The sequence below is a fragment of the Clostridium swellfunianum genome (assembly GCF_023656515.1).
GTDB classification, from domain to species: domain Bacteria; phylum Bacillota; class Clostridia; order Clostridiales; family Clostridiaceae; genus Clostridium_AT; species Clostridium_AT swellfunianum.
Genome location: NZ_JAMOFV010000006.1, coordinates 1,952,280 through 1,969,442 on the forward strand (window position 1 = coordinate 1,952,280; position 17,163 = coordinate 1,969,442).

At 32.9% G+C, this 17,163-nt stretch carries 13 protein-coding genes and 3 tRNA genes; 7 read left to right on the forward strand and 9 right to left on the reverse strand.

Annotated features, from left to right (window positions below):
• The first annotated feature begins 167 nt into the window (after positions 1 to 167).
• Entirely contained in the window at positions 168 to 1,151 is a 984-nt protein-coding gene (locus NBE98_RS08925) for a tyrosine recombinase XerC (protein ID WP_250817514.1), read from the forward strand.
• Positions 1,152 to 1,177: 26 nt separating this feature from the next.
• On the opposite strand, the gene NBE98_RS08930 is transcribed toward NBE98_RS08925, so the two are convergent.
• Entirely contained in the window at positions 1,178 to 1,546 is a 369-nt protein-coding gene (locus NBE98_RS08930) for a hypothetical protein (protein ID WP_250814601.1), read from the reverse strand.
• 147 nt (positions 1,547 to 1,693) lie between these two features.
• On the opposite strand from NBE98_RS08930, the gene lexA reads away from it, so the two are divergent.
• On the forward strand, positions 1,694 to 2,302 hold the full coding sequence (gene lexA / locus NBE98_RS08935; protein ID WP_284703616.1) for a transcriptional repressor LexA: 609 nt from the start codon (positions 1,694 to 1,696) through the stop codon (positions 2,300 to 2,302).
• Positions 2,303 to 2,330: 28 nt separating this feature from the next.
• Here lexA and NBE98_RS08940 read toward each other — a convergent pair whose 3' ends face one another.
• From NBE98_RS08940 to miaB, 6 genes are all read right to left on the reverse strand, one after another.
• Positions 2,331 to 3,611 carry a methionine gamma-lyase family protein gene (locus NBE98_RS08940; protein ID WP_250814602.1) on the reverse strand — a complete coding sequence of 427 codons (1,281 nt, stop codon included), beginning with the start codon at positions 3,609 to 3,611 and terminating at the stop codon, positions 2,331 to 2,333.
• Between the two features lie 99 nt (positions 3,612 to 3,710).
• Positions 3,711 to 3,956, reverse strand: coding sequence for an RNA chaperone Hfq (gene hfq / locus NBE98_RS08945; RefSeq protein WP_250814603.1), 246 nt, complete (start codon positions 3,954 to 3,956; stop codon positions 3,711 to 3,713).
• A 72-nt stretch (positions 3,957 to 4,028) separates the two neighbouring features.
• Positions 4,029 to 4,967: a tRNA (adenosine(37)-N6)-dimethylallyltransferase MiaA gene (gene miaA / locus NBE98_RS08950; protein ID WP_250814604.1), complete on the reverse strand. Its 939-nt coding sequence runs from the start codon at positions 4,965 to 4,967 to the stop codon at positions 4,029 to 4,031.
• Between the two features lie 27 nt (positions 4,968 to 4,994).
• The gene (gene mutL, locus NBE98_RS08955) at positions 4,995 to 6,866 is read right to left on the reverse strand and encodes a DNA mismatch repair endonuclease MutL (RefSeq protein ID WP_250814605.1); all 1,872 of its coding nucleotides are present in this window, start codon (positions 6,864 to 6,866) and stop codon (positions 4,995 to 4,997) included.
• Between the two features lie 17 nt (positions 6,867 to 6,883).
• Positions 6,884 to 9,538 carry a DNA mismatch repair protein MutS gene (gene mutS, locus NBE98_RS08960; RefSeq protein ID WP_250814606.1) on the reverse strand — a complete coding sequence of 885 codons (2,655 nt, stop codon included), beginning with the start codon at positions 9,536 to 9,538 and terminating at the stop codon, positions 6,884 to 6,886.
• Positions 9,539 to 9,596: 58 nt separating this feature from the next.
• Entirely contained in the window at positions 9,597 to 10,928 is a 1,332-nt protein-coding gene (gene miaB / locus NBE98_RS08965; protein WP_250814607.1) for a tRNA (N6-isopentenyl adenosine(37)-C2)-methylthiotransferase MiaB, read from the reverse strand.
• A 394-nt stretch (positions 10,929 to 11,322) separates the two neighbouring features.
• Here miaB and NBE98_RS08970 point away from each other — a divergent pair, with 394 nt between their 5' ends.
• Both NBE98_RS08970 and NBE98_RS08975 read left to right on the forward strand, forming a co-directional pair.
• Positions 11,323 to 12,507 carry an aminotransferase-like domain-containing protein gene (locus NBE98_RS08970; protein WP_250814608.1) on the forward strand — a complete coding sequence of 395 codons (1,185 nt, stop codon included), beginning with the start codon at positions 11,323 to 11,325 and terminating at the stop codon, positions 12,505 to 12,507.
• 86 nt (positions 12,508 to 12,593) lie between these two features.
• The gene (locus tag NBE98_RS08975) at positions 12,594 to 13,787 is read left to right on the forward strand and encodes a pyridoxal phosphate-dependent aminotransferase (protein WP_250814609.1); all 1,194 of its coding nucleotides are present in this window, start codon (positions 12,594 to 12,596) and stop codon (positions 13,785 to 13,787) included.
• A 32-nt stretch (positions 13,788 to 13,819) separates the two neighbouring features.
• Here NBE98_RS08975 and NBE98_RS08980 read toward each other — a convergent pair whose 3' ends face one another.
• Positions 13,820 to 14,686 carry a GNAT family N-acetyltransferase gene (locus NBE98_RS08980; protein WP_250814610.1) on the reverse strand — a complete coding sequence of 289 codons (867 nt, stop codon included), beginning with the start codon at positions 14,684 to 14,686 and terminating at the stop codon, positions 13,820 to 13,822.
• A gap of 178 nt (positions 14,687 to 14,864) precedes the next feature.
• On the opposite strand from NBE98_RS08980, the gene NBE98_RS08985 reads away from it, so the two are divergent.
• From NBE98_RS08985 to NBE98_RS08995, 3 genes are all read left to right on the forward strand, one after another.
• Positions 14,865 to 14,941, forward strand: a tRNA-Ile gene (locus NBE98_RS08985).
• 5 nt (positions 14,942 to 14,946) lie between these two features.
• Positions 14,947 to 15,021, forward strand: a tRNA-Thr gene (locus NBE98_RS08990).
• Positions 15,022 to 15,026: 5 nt separating this feature from the next.
• Positions 15,027 to 15,111, forward strand: a tRNA-Tyr gene (locus NBE98_RS08995).
• 90 nt (positions 15,112 to 15,201) lie between these two features.
• On the opposite strand, the gene NBE98_RS09000 is transcribed toward NBE98_RS08995, so the two are convergent.
• Complete coding sequence (locus NBE98_RS09000; protein WP_250814611.1) at positions 15,202 to 17,115, reverse strand: bifunctional 4-hydroxy-3-methylbut-2-enyl diphosphate reductase/30S ribosomal protein S1; 1,914 nt, start codon at positions 17,113 to 17,115, stop codon at positions 15,202 to 15,204.
• Positions 17,116 to 17,163: the final 48 nt, after the last annotated feature.

Below are 17,163 nucleotides of genomic sequence, written 5' to 3' on the forward strand. Positions count from 1 at the left end.
TTAGCACAAGGCAGATTCAGATTATTTTTAAAGAACTCGGTTTAACTAAAACTAGCTACTCTATCGATAACGTTAAAGAAAAAAGTACTAATGTGCCAGGTGCTGATGATAACGTTTTTAATGTTAATTCAAACTTAAGCTCTAATTACAACTTTACTCAGAATAGCATAACAAGTAATTATACATATTCTATTTATTCAAATCTACCCGAACGACTTAGAGAGTTTTTAAATTACTTATCTGTTATTAGAGGAAAATCGAACAATACTACAGCTGCTTATAAGATAGATTTAACATTGTTTTTTAAATTTTTAAAACTATATCGAGGTATGTATCCTTCAAACATAAATTTTGACGAAATCTATATAACTGATATTAATGATGATTTTATAAGGAGTATAAAACTTCCTGATTTATATGCATTTTTGTCTTATGTTGAAAATGTTAGATCAAACAGTTCTTATGCTAGAGCAAGAAAAGTAGCTTCTATAAAGTCATTTTTCAAATATTTATATTCTAAGACTAGGATTCTATATGAAAATCCCGCGTCAGACTTAGAAATACCAAAAATAAACAAAAGAAATCCTATATATTTAACTCTTGATGAAAGCAAAGGTCTCCTAAGCTCTATTGATGATACCCAAAAATATAGTAAAAGAGATTTTTGCATCGTTACACTATTTTTAAATTGCGGTCTTAGACTTTCTGAACTATGCGGTATTGATGTTTCAAGAATTAAAGGAGATACTTTAACTATAATTGGTAAAGGAAATAAGGAACGAACTGTGTATCTAAACAAAGTTTCACTTATAGCTATATCGGACTATTTAATTGAGAGATCACAAATGGAAATCAAAGAAGAACACAGAGACGCACTTTTTATAAGCGAAAGAAAATGCAGAATAAATAAAAGAACTGTTGAGAAAATAGTAAAAAAATATATCAAATTATCCGGCTTAGATAGTACAAAATACACTCCTCATAAGCTAAGACATACCGCAGCAACACTTATGTATAAATACGGAAATGTAGATATAAGGAGTTTGCAAAAACTTCTGGGGCATGAAAATATTTCAACAACACAAATTTACACACACGTGGATGACGACAGACTAAGAGAAGCAGTAAAATTAAATCCGCTAAATGAATAAAAAAAGAGAGTACCTTCTCTCCTTTTTTATTCATTTAACTCTAAGTCTTTATTTTCTTTTTCTTTTTTATACACGAATAATCCCGGATATTCTTCATGCAAGCTTAGTTCAGAGTCTTCCTCAATTAAATCCTTCAAATCTTTAATATCATCAATGTAGTTCCAAAGCTCTTCATCTGTTCCATCCACTTCGTTTACTTCATCATGTAGTTTACCTAACTCTTCATATTCGCCTAAATCATCATTATCAAAAAGGTCGTCAATTTCTATAGCCTTCATATCATAACCCTCTAACTCTAAACATTTGCAGCAGTTATTACATCTTTTAGAAGAATTTAAATCGCAGCTATATAAATCATCATTTTTATTAAACATTTTGTTATCAGCTTTATTCAAAATAAATCACCCTCACCTATTAGTTTCCAGATACTCAAGAAATTATATCAGAAACAAATTAATAATGCAACAAAAATATAGAACACTAGTTTGATATTTGTAAATTTGTATGCTATAATCTAATTAACGAATGAGAGGTGTTAATTTTTGATAGAAGTAAAAGGAAATAAGCAAACAGAAATTTATGAATTTATGAAAAGTTTTATATTAGCTAAAGGATATCCGCCATCAGTAAGAGAAATATGTGAAGCTGTGGGACTTAGGTCTACTTCCACTGTTCATGGTCACTTAGAAAGACTTGAAAAGAAAGGACTAATCAAGAGAGACCCCACTAAACCAAGAGCTATAGAGCTCATGAAGGAAAGCGTGACAAAGCGCGAAATTGTAGATATACCAATTGTAGGTAAAGTAACTGCAGGACTTCCTATTCTTGCTGTAGAAAATATCGAGGAAACTTTTTCTATACCTTTAAATTTTATCAGAAGCAATAAAGAACTGTTTATGCTTAAAATTTCCGGTGAAAGTATGATTGAAGCCGGAATTCTAGACGGGGATCTTGCTATAATAGAAAAAGTTAATAGCGCTGAAAACGGAGAAATAGTTGTAGCACTCATCGAAAATGAAGCAACCTTGAAAAGATTTTATAAAGAAGATGGTTACATAAGACTTCAGCCTGAAAATAGTACTATGGAACCAATTATAGTAAAAGATTGCCAAATAATAGGCAAACTTGCAGGATTATATAGAGCATATTAAAAAGAAGGAGATCTCTCCTTCTTTTTAATTAATTTAATATTTTTGATAGAGCTATCAATATTCCCGTCTTTGCATGATCAAAAGTTAAACCTCCCTGCAAATATGCAATATATGGTTCTCTTATAGGAGCATCTGCAGATAATTCTATGGATGCTCCTTGAATAAATGCGCCCGCTGCCATAATAACTTGATCTTCATACCCAGGCATATCCCATGGTTCGCACTGTACAAAGGAATCTACAGGAGATCCAGCTTGAATACCCTTGCAGAAATTTATCATTTTTATTTTATCATTAAACTTAACCGATTGAATTATATCACTTCTTTTATCATCAAACTTAGGAAGTACTTCAAAACCCGCTAGTTCCATTATCCTAGAACAAAAGATAGCGCCTTTAACAGCCTCTATTGATACATGCGGAGCAAAAAATAAGCCTTGGTATAAAAGTCTCATAATTCCAAAAGTCGAGCCGCACTCTCCTCCTATTCCAGGTATGGTGAGTCTATAAGAAGCCTGATTTACATACTGACTTTTACCGGCTACATACCCTCCAGTTGGCGCAATTCCTCCACCAATATTTTTAATTAGTGATCCTGCTATTAAATCAGCGCCTACATCTGTTGGCTCAACCTTGTCAATAAATTCGCCATAACAATTATCTACAAAGCTTATGACCTCTGGGTTTATAGTTTTAACAAAGCTAATTATGTCTTCTACTTCAGAAATTAATAAAGACTTTCTCCAGCCATATCCTGTTGAACGCTGAATATGTACTAATTTTATAGTTTTATCTATCTCAAGTTCTGTTCTTATGCTCTCAAAATCAATTTTTCCATCTATTAAATCTATTTGCTTATACTTTACTCCGTATTCTCTCAAAGAACCAATATTGGTATTTTTATTAATGCCAATAATATTATGAAGTGTATCATAAGGCGTCCCGCAAACAGAGAGCATCGTATCTCCAGGTCTTAAATTTCCGAACAAAGCTGCCCCTATAGCATGAGTGCCGTTGACAAAATGAGGTCTTACTAAGGCACTTTCACAGTTAAATATTCTTGCGTATACTCTATCTAAAGCATCTCTTCCTATATCACCATAGCCATATCCGCTTGAATTTGTGAAGTGTGAATCGCTTATTCTTTCTTCTTGAAGCGCGTTTAAAACTTTCAGTTGATTATATTCCCTTATTTTATCATAATACTCAAATTGCCCTTTAATATCTTCGAGAGCTCTTTCGTATAAGTCTAAAACATTATCGTTAATTCTATATTTATTTTTTAGAAATTGAGCTGTTATATCTAACATAAAAAAACCTCCATAAAATGCAGCAAATAAAATTACTAAACTATCTTAACACATAAAAAAAAAATAGGCAATTAATTACCTATCTTTTGTATAACCTTATTATATATCATCTTCTCCACTTTGATTGTTAAACAATATAGGCTTTAAAGGAGTTATCGTTGAAATCGCATGCTTATATACGAGCATTTGCTTTCCGTCAACATCTAATACTACCGTAAAGCTGTCAAAACCTTTCACATGACCTCTTATTTGAAATCCATTAGTTAGATATATGGTTACAGGTATTTTATTTTTCCTTGCCCCATTTAAAAAAATATCCTGAAGATTGTTCGCTGTTTTGTTCATTTAGTTCCCCTCCATATAAAATGTTATTAGATAAATATTCTATAAAACTTATAAAATTCCTCTTGTTCATTGTTATAAGTTTTTTAACTCTTTATACTTTCGAATCAAATACTCTACAATTTCACCATCATTATTAAATTCATCCTTGTTTATCCAAATTACCCTGTCATCTTTTTTAAACCAGGTAATTTGTCTTTTAGCATAGTTTCTGGACCCCTGTTTAATCATATTTATTGCTTCTTCCAAAGTTATCTTACCGTCAAGGTAAAACATAATTTCCTTGTACCCTATCCCTTTCATGGACTGCATATCAGAATTATATCCCATTTCCTTTAATTTAATAACTTCGTCTATAAGTCCGTTCTCTATCATTTTATCAACTCTTAAATTAATTCTATTATAGAGTTTTTCTCTATCCATAGTTAGAACAAAATAATAAACCTTGTAAGGTATATTGTATATATCTTCATTTCTGCTGTATTCGCTTATAGTTTTACCCGTAAGTCTATAGACCTCAAGAGCCCTTATAACTCTCTTTAAGTCATTCGGATAAAGTCTGTCATAGGATTCTATGTCGATTTCTCTTAATAGGCCATGAACATATTCCTTTCCACGTTCATCTGCTAGAGAAGTTAAATAGTTCCTATAGGTTTCATCCTTTTGAGCTTCCGTAAAGCTATAATTATAAATTAAGGAATTTATGTAAAGCCCAGTTCCGCCTGTCAGCATAGGCAAATGCTTTCTTTCATATATTTCCTCTATTGCTTTCTCTGCATGCTTTTTAAATTCAGTAACACTAAAGCTCTCATTTGGTTCTATAAAATCGATTAAATGATGAGGTATGCCCTGCATTTCTTGTTTTGCAATCTTAGCAGAACCTATATCCATGTATTTATATATTTGCATAGAATCAACAGATATAATCTCACCTTCTAATTTTTTTGCAAGTTCAACAGAAATAGCAGTTTTGCCGACAGCGGTTGGACCCGCCAAGATTAGCAATTCCTTCATACTGCCTCTCCTTCCATACTACAGGTTCTATTGTATTCTTTTAAATCGCTTTTCAAGTTCAGTTAATGTAATTTTTATAATAGTTGGTCTTCCATGCGGACAGGTAAAGGGTTCTCTGATAAATCTAAGCCTTTCGATAAGCGCTTTCATCTCTAGCGTAGAAAGTTTATCCTTTGCCTTTACTGCTGATTTACAGGAAAGGGTTGCAATCTTATTATACTTCACTTCTACTGCCTCTCCACTTCCCATAGCCTTTAAATTATCAATTATACTCAAAAATAAAGATTTTATTTCAATGTTTCCAAGAATTATAGGAACCTCTCGTATACTTATAGTATTCTGTCCAAAAATATCAATATTAAATCCAGTAGTTTTAAAAATATTGATATTTTCTGAGTAAAGTACAAAATCTTCTGTGCTTAGCTCAATAACTACTGGCGAAGCTAAAATTTGAGCAACAACTTTTCTATTATTGACACTATCAGTATACTGTTCAAAAAGTATTTTTTCATGAGCAGCATGCTGATCTATAATAAACAACTCCTCTCCACCTTGAGCAAGAATATATGTATCGTTAAATTGTCCAATTATGTTTAAAACAGGAAGTTTAGCTTCAAATTTACTTTGCTCTAAGTAAACAGAAAGTTCTTTATTCAAAGAATACGAAGCTTCCTTAATAGAAAGAGCATTCTCCAGAGTATCTATACTTTCACCATAAATATTTCTATTAGTTTCAATTTTCATGAATTCTTTAGTATTGTCAAAACCATTATTTGAAGTAAAATCAATACCAGGCTCTTTGACATCTAATTTAAAATCTATAGGAATCTGAACTACAGATTTAAGATTACTACGTTCTTCTCTCTCAAAATCATTTAAATTCAAAGGTTCTATACGAAAAGAGTCTTTTAGACTTTTCCGCAGAGCTTCATGTACAGCATCAAACACAAACTTAAATATAAATCTCTCATCCTTAAATTTTATCTCAGACTTTGTTGGATGAACATTCACATCAATAAGTTCAGGAAAAATATCAATAAACAAAACAAAAAATGGATACTTGTTTATTGTTAAAAAGGATTTAAATGCATTTTCTACTGCTGTTGTTATAAGCTTATTTTTAACGTATCTCTTATTTACGAATATACTTTGATTATTTCTGCTTCCCCTGCTTATTTCAGCGCTGCCTATATAGCCGTGAACTGATGCAATATCAGAATGTTTTTCTATAGGTATTATATTTTCATAAACAGATTTACCGTAAATTGCTCGAATGGTATCAGTAACATCATTACTTGAGAAAGTTGTTAAAGCCTTATTGCTGTTGCTGTAAACCTTAAATGATACATTTGAGTTTACAAGGGCAAGCCTTTCAACTATGTCTATTATAAGGGCCGCTTCCCTCTGGGTAGACTTCATAAATTTGAGTCTTGCAGGCACGTTATAAAATAAATCATTAACCTCTATACTACTACCAACATTGCAGGCACATTCTCTTAAACTATTTACTTTCCCGCCAGAAATTGAAATCTCACTTCCAAAATCAAAATCAGTAGTCCTAGTTTTTAAAATTGTATTCGAAACTGCTGCAATGCTTGCGAGAGCCTCTCCTCTAAAGCCAAAGGTATTTATTGAGTATATGTCCTCTATGAGGCTTATTTTGCTTGTAGCATGAGGAAGAAACGCTTTCTCAATATCCTCCGGGTGAATACCTTCACCATCATCAGTAATCTTAATAGTCTTTTGCCCGCCATCAGCAATCTCAACAGTTATATTTTTAGAATTTGCATCAAGACTGTTTTCAACCAGCTCCTTAACCACGGAAAAAGGTCTTTCCACAACTTCACCAGCTGCGATTTTGTTTGATGTATCTATGTCTAGTAAATTAATTCTTTTCAATCTATCACCTTCATACGCTAAATAGACTTAGCTTTGCTTATAAGTTGGAATAATTTATTAAATCCTTCCATGGGTGTAAGATTTAATATATCTAATTTTTTAATTTCATTTATAAATGCATCTTTTTCCAAGTCTTCAAAACTTACCTGCTTAGGCTTATTTCTCTTATCTACAGCTGCTTCTTTTATAGCTTCATTACTATCTTTCGCTGTTGCTTTAGAATTAGGTTTAATAGAATTAGTATCTGTTAACCCAACTCCCTGTTTTTCTTCTAGTGAGTTTAAGAGTTCCTTAGCTCTCATTATAACAGATTCGGGAAGCCCTGCAAGCCTCGCTACTTCAATACCATAAGACTGGTCAGCTCCACCTCTAACAATTTTTCTAAGAAACACAATTTCACTTCCAATTTCCTTTACAGCTACAGAATAATTTACAACTCCATCTACAGTGCCTTCAAGCTTGGTTAGCTCATGGTAGTGCGTTGCAAACAAAGTTTTACACCTAAGGCTTAGAGAATTGCATATATGTTCTATAACAGCCCATGCTATACTTAAACCATCATATGTACTTGTTCCTCTTCCAACCTCATCTAGAAGCACCAAGCTTCTTCTTGTAGCATTGCTAAGTATGTTAGCAACTTCCCACATCTCCACCATAAAAGTACTTTTTCCCGCAGATAAATCGTCAGAAGCTCCTATCCTAGTAAATATCCTGTCGCAAACAGATATGGAAGCAGCCTTTGCAGGCACAAAACTTCCTATTTGGGCCATTAAAGTTATTAGTGCAACCTGTCTCATATAAGTAGATTTTCCGGCCATGTTTGGCCCTGTTATAAGAAGCATTCTATGATTATCCGTATCTATAGTAGTGTCGTTGGATACAAAACTGCCACTTGTAAGCATTCTTTCAATTACTGGATGTCTTCCTTCAAGAATTTTTATAATGCCGTCATCGGTTATTTCTGGCTTGCAGTAATTGTTTTCCAATGCTACTATAGACAAGGAAAGTAGGCAATCAAGCTCTGCTAAAAGCTTTGCTGTCTTTTTCATCCTTTCAGTACGTAATTCTACCATATCTCTAACAGAAATAAATAGTTCATACTCAAGGTTAGTAAGCTTTTCCTCAGCGCCTAATATTTTATCCTCCACTTCCTTAAGTTCTGGAGTTATATATCTTTCAGCATTTGATAAAGTCTGTTTCCTAATATATCTACCATCTGGAATTAAACCTTTATTAGCATTGGTTATTTCTATGTAATATCCAAAAACCTTATTATATCCAACCTTTAGCGATTTAATTCCAGTATGTTCTCGTTCGTCGCTTTCTAATGAAGCTATCCATTCCTTTCCATGAGCCTTTGCCTCTCTAAGCTCATCAACTGTTATGTTATACCCTTCCTTAATAATTCCACCTTCTTTTATGGATAAGGCTGGGCTGTCGATTATGGAAATATCTAAAAGCTCATACAAATCAGTTAATTCATCCATATCTTCATATATTTTTTTTAGCAAGGATGAATTGAATTTGTTTAAGACATTTCTTATAGATGGTATCTTTCCTAATGAATTTTTTAGAGCAACTAGCTCTTTAGCATTTACAGCCTTTGAAGCTACCTTTCCTACAATTCTCTCTATATCATATACATTGCAAAGTTCTGCTTTCAAATCCTCCTGATATGAAAGTTTTTTAGAAAGTTCCTCTACTGCATTTAACCTATCTGTAATCCTACTCTTTTGTATAAGCGGCTGATCTACCCATCTTCTAAGCTGTCTTGCTCCCATAGCCGTACTTGTTTTATCAAGTACCCAAAGCAAAGAACCTTTTTTGCTTTTATCTCTTAATGTTTCAGTAAGCTCTAAGTTCCTTCTTGAATTTATATCTATATTTAAATATTCTTCAATACTGTAGTATTCAAGCTTACTTATATTACATAAATTCTGTTTTTGAGTTTCAGTTATATAGCTGATTAGTCCGTTACCAGAGTAAATTATATTTTTATTAAGTCCACTAATGTTTATATCAGTAAAATTAGTCTGCATGTTTAATTCTGCATTTGTTGTATAAAACTCATCCTTCTTAATTGTATAAAGGATGCCAAATCTATCTTTAATTAGTGCTGCTATGCTGTCATCTATATCTTCCTGAAGCAAGATTTCCTTTGGAGAAAACTTAGAGATTTCATCAGCTAAAATTGCTTCTTGAAATACTGAATCTGTGCAATAAATCTCTCCAGTCGAAATATCAGCTAGACATATACCCATATAATTTGACTTTTTATCTATATAGATGCTCATTACATAATTATTTTTAGTATCTTCTAAAAAGCTTGCATCAGTATAAGTTCCAGGTGTCACTATCCTTATTATATCCCTTTTTACGATACCCTTTGCTTCACTTGGATCTTCCATTTGCTCACAGATAGCAACCTTATAGCCCTTGCTTATAAGTCTGCTTATATAAGAATTAGCAGAATGAAATGGTATACCGCACATAGGCGCTCTTTTCTCAAGGCCACAATCTCTTCCTGTTAGCACGAGTTCAAGTTCTTTAGAAGCTGTTTCAGCATCCTCAAAAAACATTTCATAAAAATCGCCTAGTCTGAAAAATAAAATACAATCCTTACACTTTTCCTTAACCTGCAGATACTGCTGCATCATAGGAGTTAATGCCACGATGTTACCTCCTTTCAATTTTAAAAAAAGCTCTTAATTAAAAGAGCTTCTTAAAAGTTTAAACCTGCTCGCCATTTAAAGAGAAAGATAACGCTTCTGTTATCTTAACATTTACTATCTTTCCAATGCTATCTTCACTACCTGTGAAGTTGACAAGCTTAGCAGAAGTAGTTCTTCCCATAAGCTTAGTGCTGTCATTTTTACTAAAACCTTCTACTAAAACTGAGACAATTCTATCTTTATATTCTTTATTTTTCTTAGCGCTTGACTCGTTTATAACAGCTACTAGTTTGTTGAATCTTTCATGCTTTACACCGTCTTCAATTTGCTCCTTCATTTCATCCGCAGGAGTTCCCTTACGCTTTGAATAGATGAAAGTGAACGCAGAATCATACTCAACTTCCTTTGCAAGGCTTAAAGTTTCCTCTGCATCTTCCTCTGTTTCTCCTGGGAATCCAACAATTATATCAGTGGTGATAGCAACATCAGGAACTGCCTTTTTTATTTTACGAACTAACTCTAAGTACTGCTCCCTATCATATTGTCTGTTCATCTTCTTTAATATTCTAGAAGAACCAGATTGAACAGGAAGGTGGATATGATTACACACTTTATGACACTCTGCTATAGCCTCAATAAGTTCATCTGATAAGTCTTTTGGGTGTGAAGTCATAAATCTAATTCTTTCTAATCCTTCAATATTATTTATTCTATTTAATAACCTAGCAAAACTCATATTTCCTTCAAGTCCCTTACCATAGGAGTTAACATTCTGACCTAAAAGAGTTACTTCCTTATAGCCCTGCGCTACCAAAGATTTTATTTCATTCTCAATTTCTTCTGGTTTTCTGCTTCTTTCTCTTCCTCTCACATATGGGACTATACAGTATGTACAGAAATTGTTACAGCCATACATTATTGTAACAAAGGCTTTTATGTTGCTTTCCCTATCTACTGGAAGTCCCTCAACAATGCCTTCTTCTTTATTTATTATTTCGATTACGGATCTTCCCTCCTGCTTAACTCTGTTCAAGTATTCAGGAAACTTGTAAGCATTATGTGTACCGAATATAATATCCACAAATGGATATTTCTTTATAATACTGTCAGCCATTCCTTCCTGCTGCATCATACACCCGCAGACAGCTATTATTAAATCAGGATTTTTCTTCTTTAAGCTTTTTAAAGCCCCAAGATTTCCATATACCTTAAGCTCTGCATTTTCTCTTACACAACAAGTGTTGAAGATTATAATTGAAGCTTCTTCCTTAGTTTCAGTTCTCGTATACCCTTGTGACTTAAGCATTCCTGAAAGTTTTTCTGAATCTTCTTCATTCATTTGGCAGCCCCAAGTTTCAATAAAATATTTTAAGCTTGTTATTTTATCCATTCTATTTCTCCTTTGTATAAAGCTAAACATCTAATTTGATTATAAAATTATTATATTAGTTAAGTAGTGATATTAATATATAAATTAACATTACTATTATATATAATTTATTATTAATTTTAAAGTATTTTTACATCATTAAATCTCAATGTGAAATAATAAATAATTTAATTGTAAATATTTCAAACAACATGTTGGTATTATTTTCATACAAACAGACTGAAAGAAATATTTCATCAATGTTCGCAAAGTGGTTAATTTTTTATCAAATGAATTTTTGTAAACATTATCACATTCATCTTGAAACTAATGCTTCATTTTTGATATAATGAAAGCAGGAGTTTTCAATAAAATGTAGAATATATGATGTATAAAACATGGGGGGTGCAATTTAATGAATTTACGTTTTTCTGAAAGAACATCAGGCATAAAAGCTTCCGAAATTAGAGAACTATTAAAGCTTACTGAAAGACCTGACATAATATCCTTTGCAGGAGGGCTTCCAGCTCCAGAACTTTTCCCTATCGAGCAAATGGCAGAAGTAAGTGTTAAAGTATTAAAAGAAGATGGAAGGGCTGCTCTTCAATACAGTACAACCGAAGGTTATGTACCTTTAAGAGAAATAATAGCAAGACAGAGAATGCCTAAAGCAGGTGTAAGTGCCACCATAGATAATATAATGATAACACACGGTTCACAGCAAGGACTTGAATTTTCAGCAAAGATTTTTATAGATAAAGGGGATATCATCATATGTGAAAGTCCAAGCTATCTTGGAGCTTTAAATGCTTTTAAAGCTTATCAGCCTAAGTTTATCGAAATACCAATGGATGACAACGGCATGATAGTGGATGAACTTGAAAAAGCACTGGAAGCTCACCCAGAAGCCAAAATGATTTATACAATCCCAGACTTTCAAAACCCAAGCGGTAAGACTATGTCCGTAGAAAGAAGAAAAAGAGTTGCGCAGTTGGCTAAAATTTATGGTATTCCTGTTATAGAAGACTGCCCATATGGAGAACTTATATTTGAAGGAGAAGTTTATCCTTCTATTAAAAGCTTTGATACTGAAGGATATGTAGTGTATCTAGGCACTTTCTCTAAGACTTTCTGCCCTGGTCTAAGAGTTGGCTGGGTGTGTGCTGATCCTGAAATACTCCAAAAATATGTTATTGTAAAGCAAGGCGCTGACTTGCAGTGCAGTAGTATGGCACAAAGAGAAACAGCAATGTTTATGCAGCAATATGATTTAGATGAACACATTGCTAAAATTAAAACCATATATAAGATTAGACGCGACATTATGCTTCAATCTATTAAGGACTACTTCCCTTCTGAAGTTAAGTATACATGTCCTAAAGGCGGACTATTTACTTGGGTTGAACTCAGAAAAGATTTAAATGCTGCTCAATTATTAGAAGAAGCATTAAAAGAAAAAGTGGCTTTCGTCCCAGGAGGATCATTTTTCCCAAATGGAGGCAATGAAAACCATTTCAGGTTAAACTATTCAAACATGAATGAACAATTAATTGTTGAAGGTATTAAAAGATTAGGCAAAGTACTGCGTAATTACTATTAATAAAATTTGCGCAGCTATATAAATTATTAGTTGCTATAAGAAATATATTTTATTCTTATGCCACAGGTAACACAAGGAGGACAAAAATGAATATCTCAAAAAGAGTACTAGACATGCAATTTTCACCCATTAGAAAGCTTACACCTTACGCTGAAACCGCTAGAAATAAAGGGATAAAGGTTTACCACTTAAACATAGGTCAACCTGACATAGCAACTCCTGAAACCTTTTATGAAGTGCTAAATAAATTTGATGAATCGGTTTTAAAATATGCCAATTCTCAAGGTATAGACGCTTTAATTGATAGCTTTATACAATACTATAAAGAATGGAATATACATTTTGAAAAGAATCAACTGATGATAACTAATGGAGGAAGCGAAGCAATACTATTTGCTTTAATGGCAATATGCGATGTAGGAGATGAAATAATCATTCCTGAGCCTTTCTATACTAACTACAATGGTTTCTCCGAGATTGCTGGAGTTAATGTTGTACCTTTTATAACTAAGGCCGAAGAAGGCTTCCATTTACCAAACAAACAAACAATAATAAATAAAATCACTGATAAAACAAGAGCTATTTTAATTTCAAATCCAGGGAATCCAACTGGTGTTGTTTATACTTATGAAGAGATTAGAATGCTTGCAGATATAGCTAAAGAGCATGACCTTTATATAATTGCAGATGAGGTTTATAGAGAATTTGTTTATGATGATTTAAAATTCACCTCTGCATTGTATATGGAAGATGTACTTGATAGGATCATTCTTATAGACAGTATTTCAAAACGTTATAGTGCCTGTGGTGCTAGAATAGGTCTTGTTGCTTCAAAGAATGATGAACTTATGAATCAAATACTAAAACTTTGTCAATCAAGACTCTGTTGCCCAACTATTGAGCAGATGGCCGCTGCAAACCTAATAAATACTCCTAAGGCTTACTTTGATGAAGTTAAACAGGAATATGAAAATAGAAGAAACATTATGCATGAAGGTTTATCAAAAATACCTGGAGTTATTTGCGAAAAGCCAACAGGAGCCTTTTATATAATGGCTAAGCTTCCTATTGAGGATGCAGATCACTTTGCTAAATGGATGCTTACCGATTTCAGCTATGATAACAAGACTGTTATGTTTGCTCCTGCTGAAGGCTTCTATGCCACTGAAGGATTAGGAAAGAATGAAATAAGACTTTCCTACTGCCTAAAAGCTGAAGATTTAAAGGATGCAATGGATATACTTGCAATAGCTTTAAAACGATATATGAACATTAAATAATACAAAAATAAATGAGTGAACTTATCACTCATTTATTTTTTATACTCCCAAGTATGCATCTCGCCTTGCACTCTAAAACCAAGACTTTTATATAAACTTATTGCACTTTCGTTATTCACTTCCACCCTTAATTTTACATCCCAAACGCCCTCTTCATTTAAGATTTTAAAAAGATGGCACATGAGAGCTCTGCCATATCCTTTTCCTCTATAGCCTTCTAAAACTCCTACATTGACTATAGTAGGAATGCTGTCATTAAATATGATTTGTCCATATCCTATGTATTTATTTCCTAATCTTAAAAGTATGGAGCCTTTTTCAAAATAATAGGATTGAATTTCATCATAATAAATATCATCTTTATGAAGAGGTATCCGTGTATCATTCTTAAAAACTTCATTTTGTATCTGACATCTTGTTTCTTCATGTTTGCCTTTAATAAACTGCTCAAATACTATGTCATTATCATTTGATAATGTACCAGAATTAATCACATCGGCATACATCTCATAGGTTCCTGCTTTCTTTTTAAATCCTAGTCTAGATAAAACCTCATAATTAATAGCATTTCTTTCACAGCAGTAAATAAATTTAGATCTATAGTTAAAACATTCTAAAAGTGATGAATATTTTTTAGTCAGATCATCTTCCCCAGACACGTACATAGAGTTTATAATAAAACTGTTTTTATCTTGCTTTGTAATCCAAATATAGCCTACAATATTATTCTCATATATTAATAGTTTAATTCGTCTATGTTCAAAAAATTGCTGGGTAAAAGTAATACTATTATAATATTCCTCAAAATCCTCATTAAGCATATTAAATTGGTTTCTCTGATTATTTAGTTCAAATACAGGTTTTAAGTTCTTCTTGCTTAAAGAAACACAATTATACATATAATACCTCGTAATTTATGATAGTATAATACCAATTCTTACATTTTAAGTATAAATCTCATGAAGGACTTAGTCAAATATTAGATTTATTGTTTATTAAATTATATTATCTATTATTTTTTTTAGCACTTAATGTTGACAAAGAAAACAAGCTGCTATATAATAACTTATGTCATATGGATCTTTAGCTCAGTTGGTTAGAGCAACCGGCTCATAACCGGTTGGTCCGGGGTTCGAGTCCCTGAAGGTCCACCATTTTTGCTGGCATGGCTCAACGGTAGAGCAGCTGACTTGTAATCAGCAGGTTGTAGGTTCGATTCCTATTGCCAGCTCCACTTTTGGAGGAATTCCCGAGCGGCCAAAGGGGGCAGACTGTAAATCTGTTATCAGTGATTTCGATGGTTCGAATCCATCTTCCTCCACCAAAAGCAGACGTTTTGTCTGCTTTTTTATTTTCTATTTTTTAAAGTGTAAAACAAAAGCATCATCTAAGTCTAGATGATGCTTTTATTTTATTAAACTTCTTCAACTTCCTTTATGCTTAAACCTATTTTCTTAGCTTCTTTGTCAACTTCAACTATTTTTGCTTTTACTTGCTGGCCAATTTGTAGTGCTGATGCAGGAGTTTCAATTCTCTTATTGCTTATTTGAGATATGTGAACTAAAGCATCTACACCTGACTCAAGCTCGACAAAAGCTCCAAAAGCTGCAAAACGTACAACTTTGCCTAAAACTATATTTCCAACAGGATATTTTTCTTCAACATTGTCCCATGGATTTTCAATTAACTTCTTTATAGAAAGTGAAAGCTTTTTATTTTCTTTATCTGCTTCAAGTATGTAAACTTCAATCTTATCTCCAACTTTTAAAACGTCTGAAGGCTTGTTAACTCTTCCCCAAGACATCTCGGATACATGTAGAAGTCCATCTACTCCATTTACATCTACAAAAGCGCCAAAGCTTGTAAGTCTCTTAACTTCTCCAATAACCTTTTGCCCTTGTTCTATTGTTCCCCATGTTTCAGCTTCAACTCTGTCCTTTTCACCCTTCAGTAACTCTCTTCTTGATCCAACTATCTTACTGCCTCTTCTTTCTTCCTTAAGCTCGATTATCTTCAATTCAAAATCCTGTCCAACATACTTTTCTAAATTGTTAACATGAAACAACTCAACATGTGAAGCCGGAATAAATACTCTTACTCCCTTAAAGCTCGCAACTAAGCCTCCATTAACAGCTTCCTTTACAGTAACATTTATAGCCTCTCCATTTTCGAAAGATGCTCTAAGTTGTTTTCTGGCTGCTTCCCTTTCAATTTCTATTCTGGATAAAACTACATATCCATCTTCATTAGCTCTGTTTAGAACTTTAACTTCAACTTCTTGTCCAGCCTTTAAAATATCAGTAAGCTTAATAGAATCATCCTTTGTGACTTCTTCCTTTGGAAGATATCCGTCAGATTTGTAGCCTATATTTACATAAGCTGCTTTTTCATTTACAGAAATTATTGTACCCTTTACTATTTTACCTACGGATATACTTGCTTGGTTTTGCTCCATGAATGCTAGTTGCTCATTCATTTCCATATTATTTTGTTCGCTCATTTTTAAAACCGCCTCCTTAATAATCCAATCTGGTGTAGATGCACCAGCTGTAATGCCTATTTTATTTATTTTTTTACCCGATAAAAAGTTTTCAGGTATTTGGCTCAAATTTTCTACATGTATTGTATCTTTACAGTTGCCTTTACATATTTCAAAAAGCTTTGTCGTATTTGAACTATTATAGCCGCCAAGTATAATCATGGCATCTACAGTCTTTGAAAGCTCTTCTGCTGTTTTTTGTCTAACTTCTGTTGCATTGCATATAGTGTTAAAAGCAATAAATTCCTTGCAGTTTTTAACTATAGCTTGTAAAACGCTTTCCCAATTCTGTTGCTTTTCTGTGGTTTGTGATACTACGCAAACTCTTCTAGTCAAGTTTGAAAGATCTTCTCCCCTCTTGGCTATTATAGCCTTGTTATCACACCAGCCATTTATTCCAACAACCTCAGGATGATCCTTGTCACCTACTATAACTACCGAATATCCTGCATCAGAGTATTCCTTTACCTTCCTTTGAATATTTGATACATAAGGACAAGTATTATCAACTACCTTTATACCTTTGCTTTTTAATTGTTCTAAAACCAGAGGAGTAACACCATGCGACCTTATGATTACAACATCTTTATCCGTCAAATCCTCTATGTCTGTAAGCTCAATTGGATATATATCATTTCCTTTTAAGTATTCAACAACATCTTTATTATGTATAAGAGGACCTAGTGTATATATTCTTTGTTCATAATTCTCTTTTACCTTTATAGCTTCATCTACTGCTCTTTTAACTCCAAAACAAAAACCTGCTTTGTCTGCCACAAATACTTCCATAATACCATGCTATAAGATATATAGCCTTACTCCCTCCGTTATTGTATA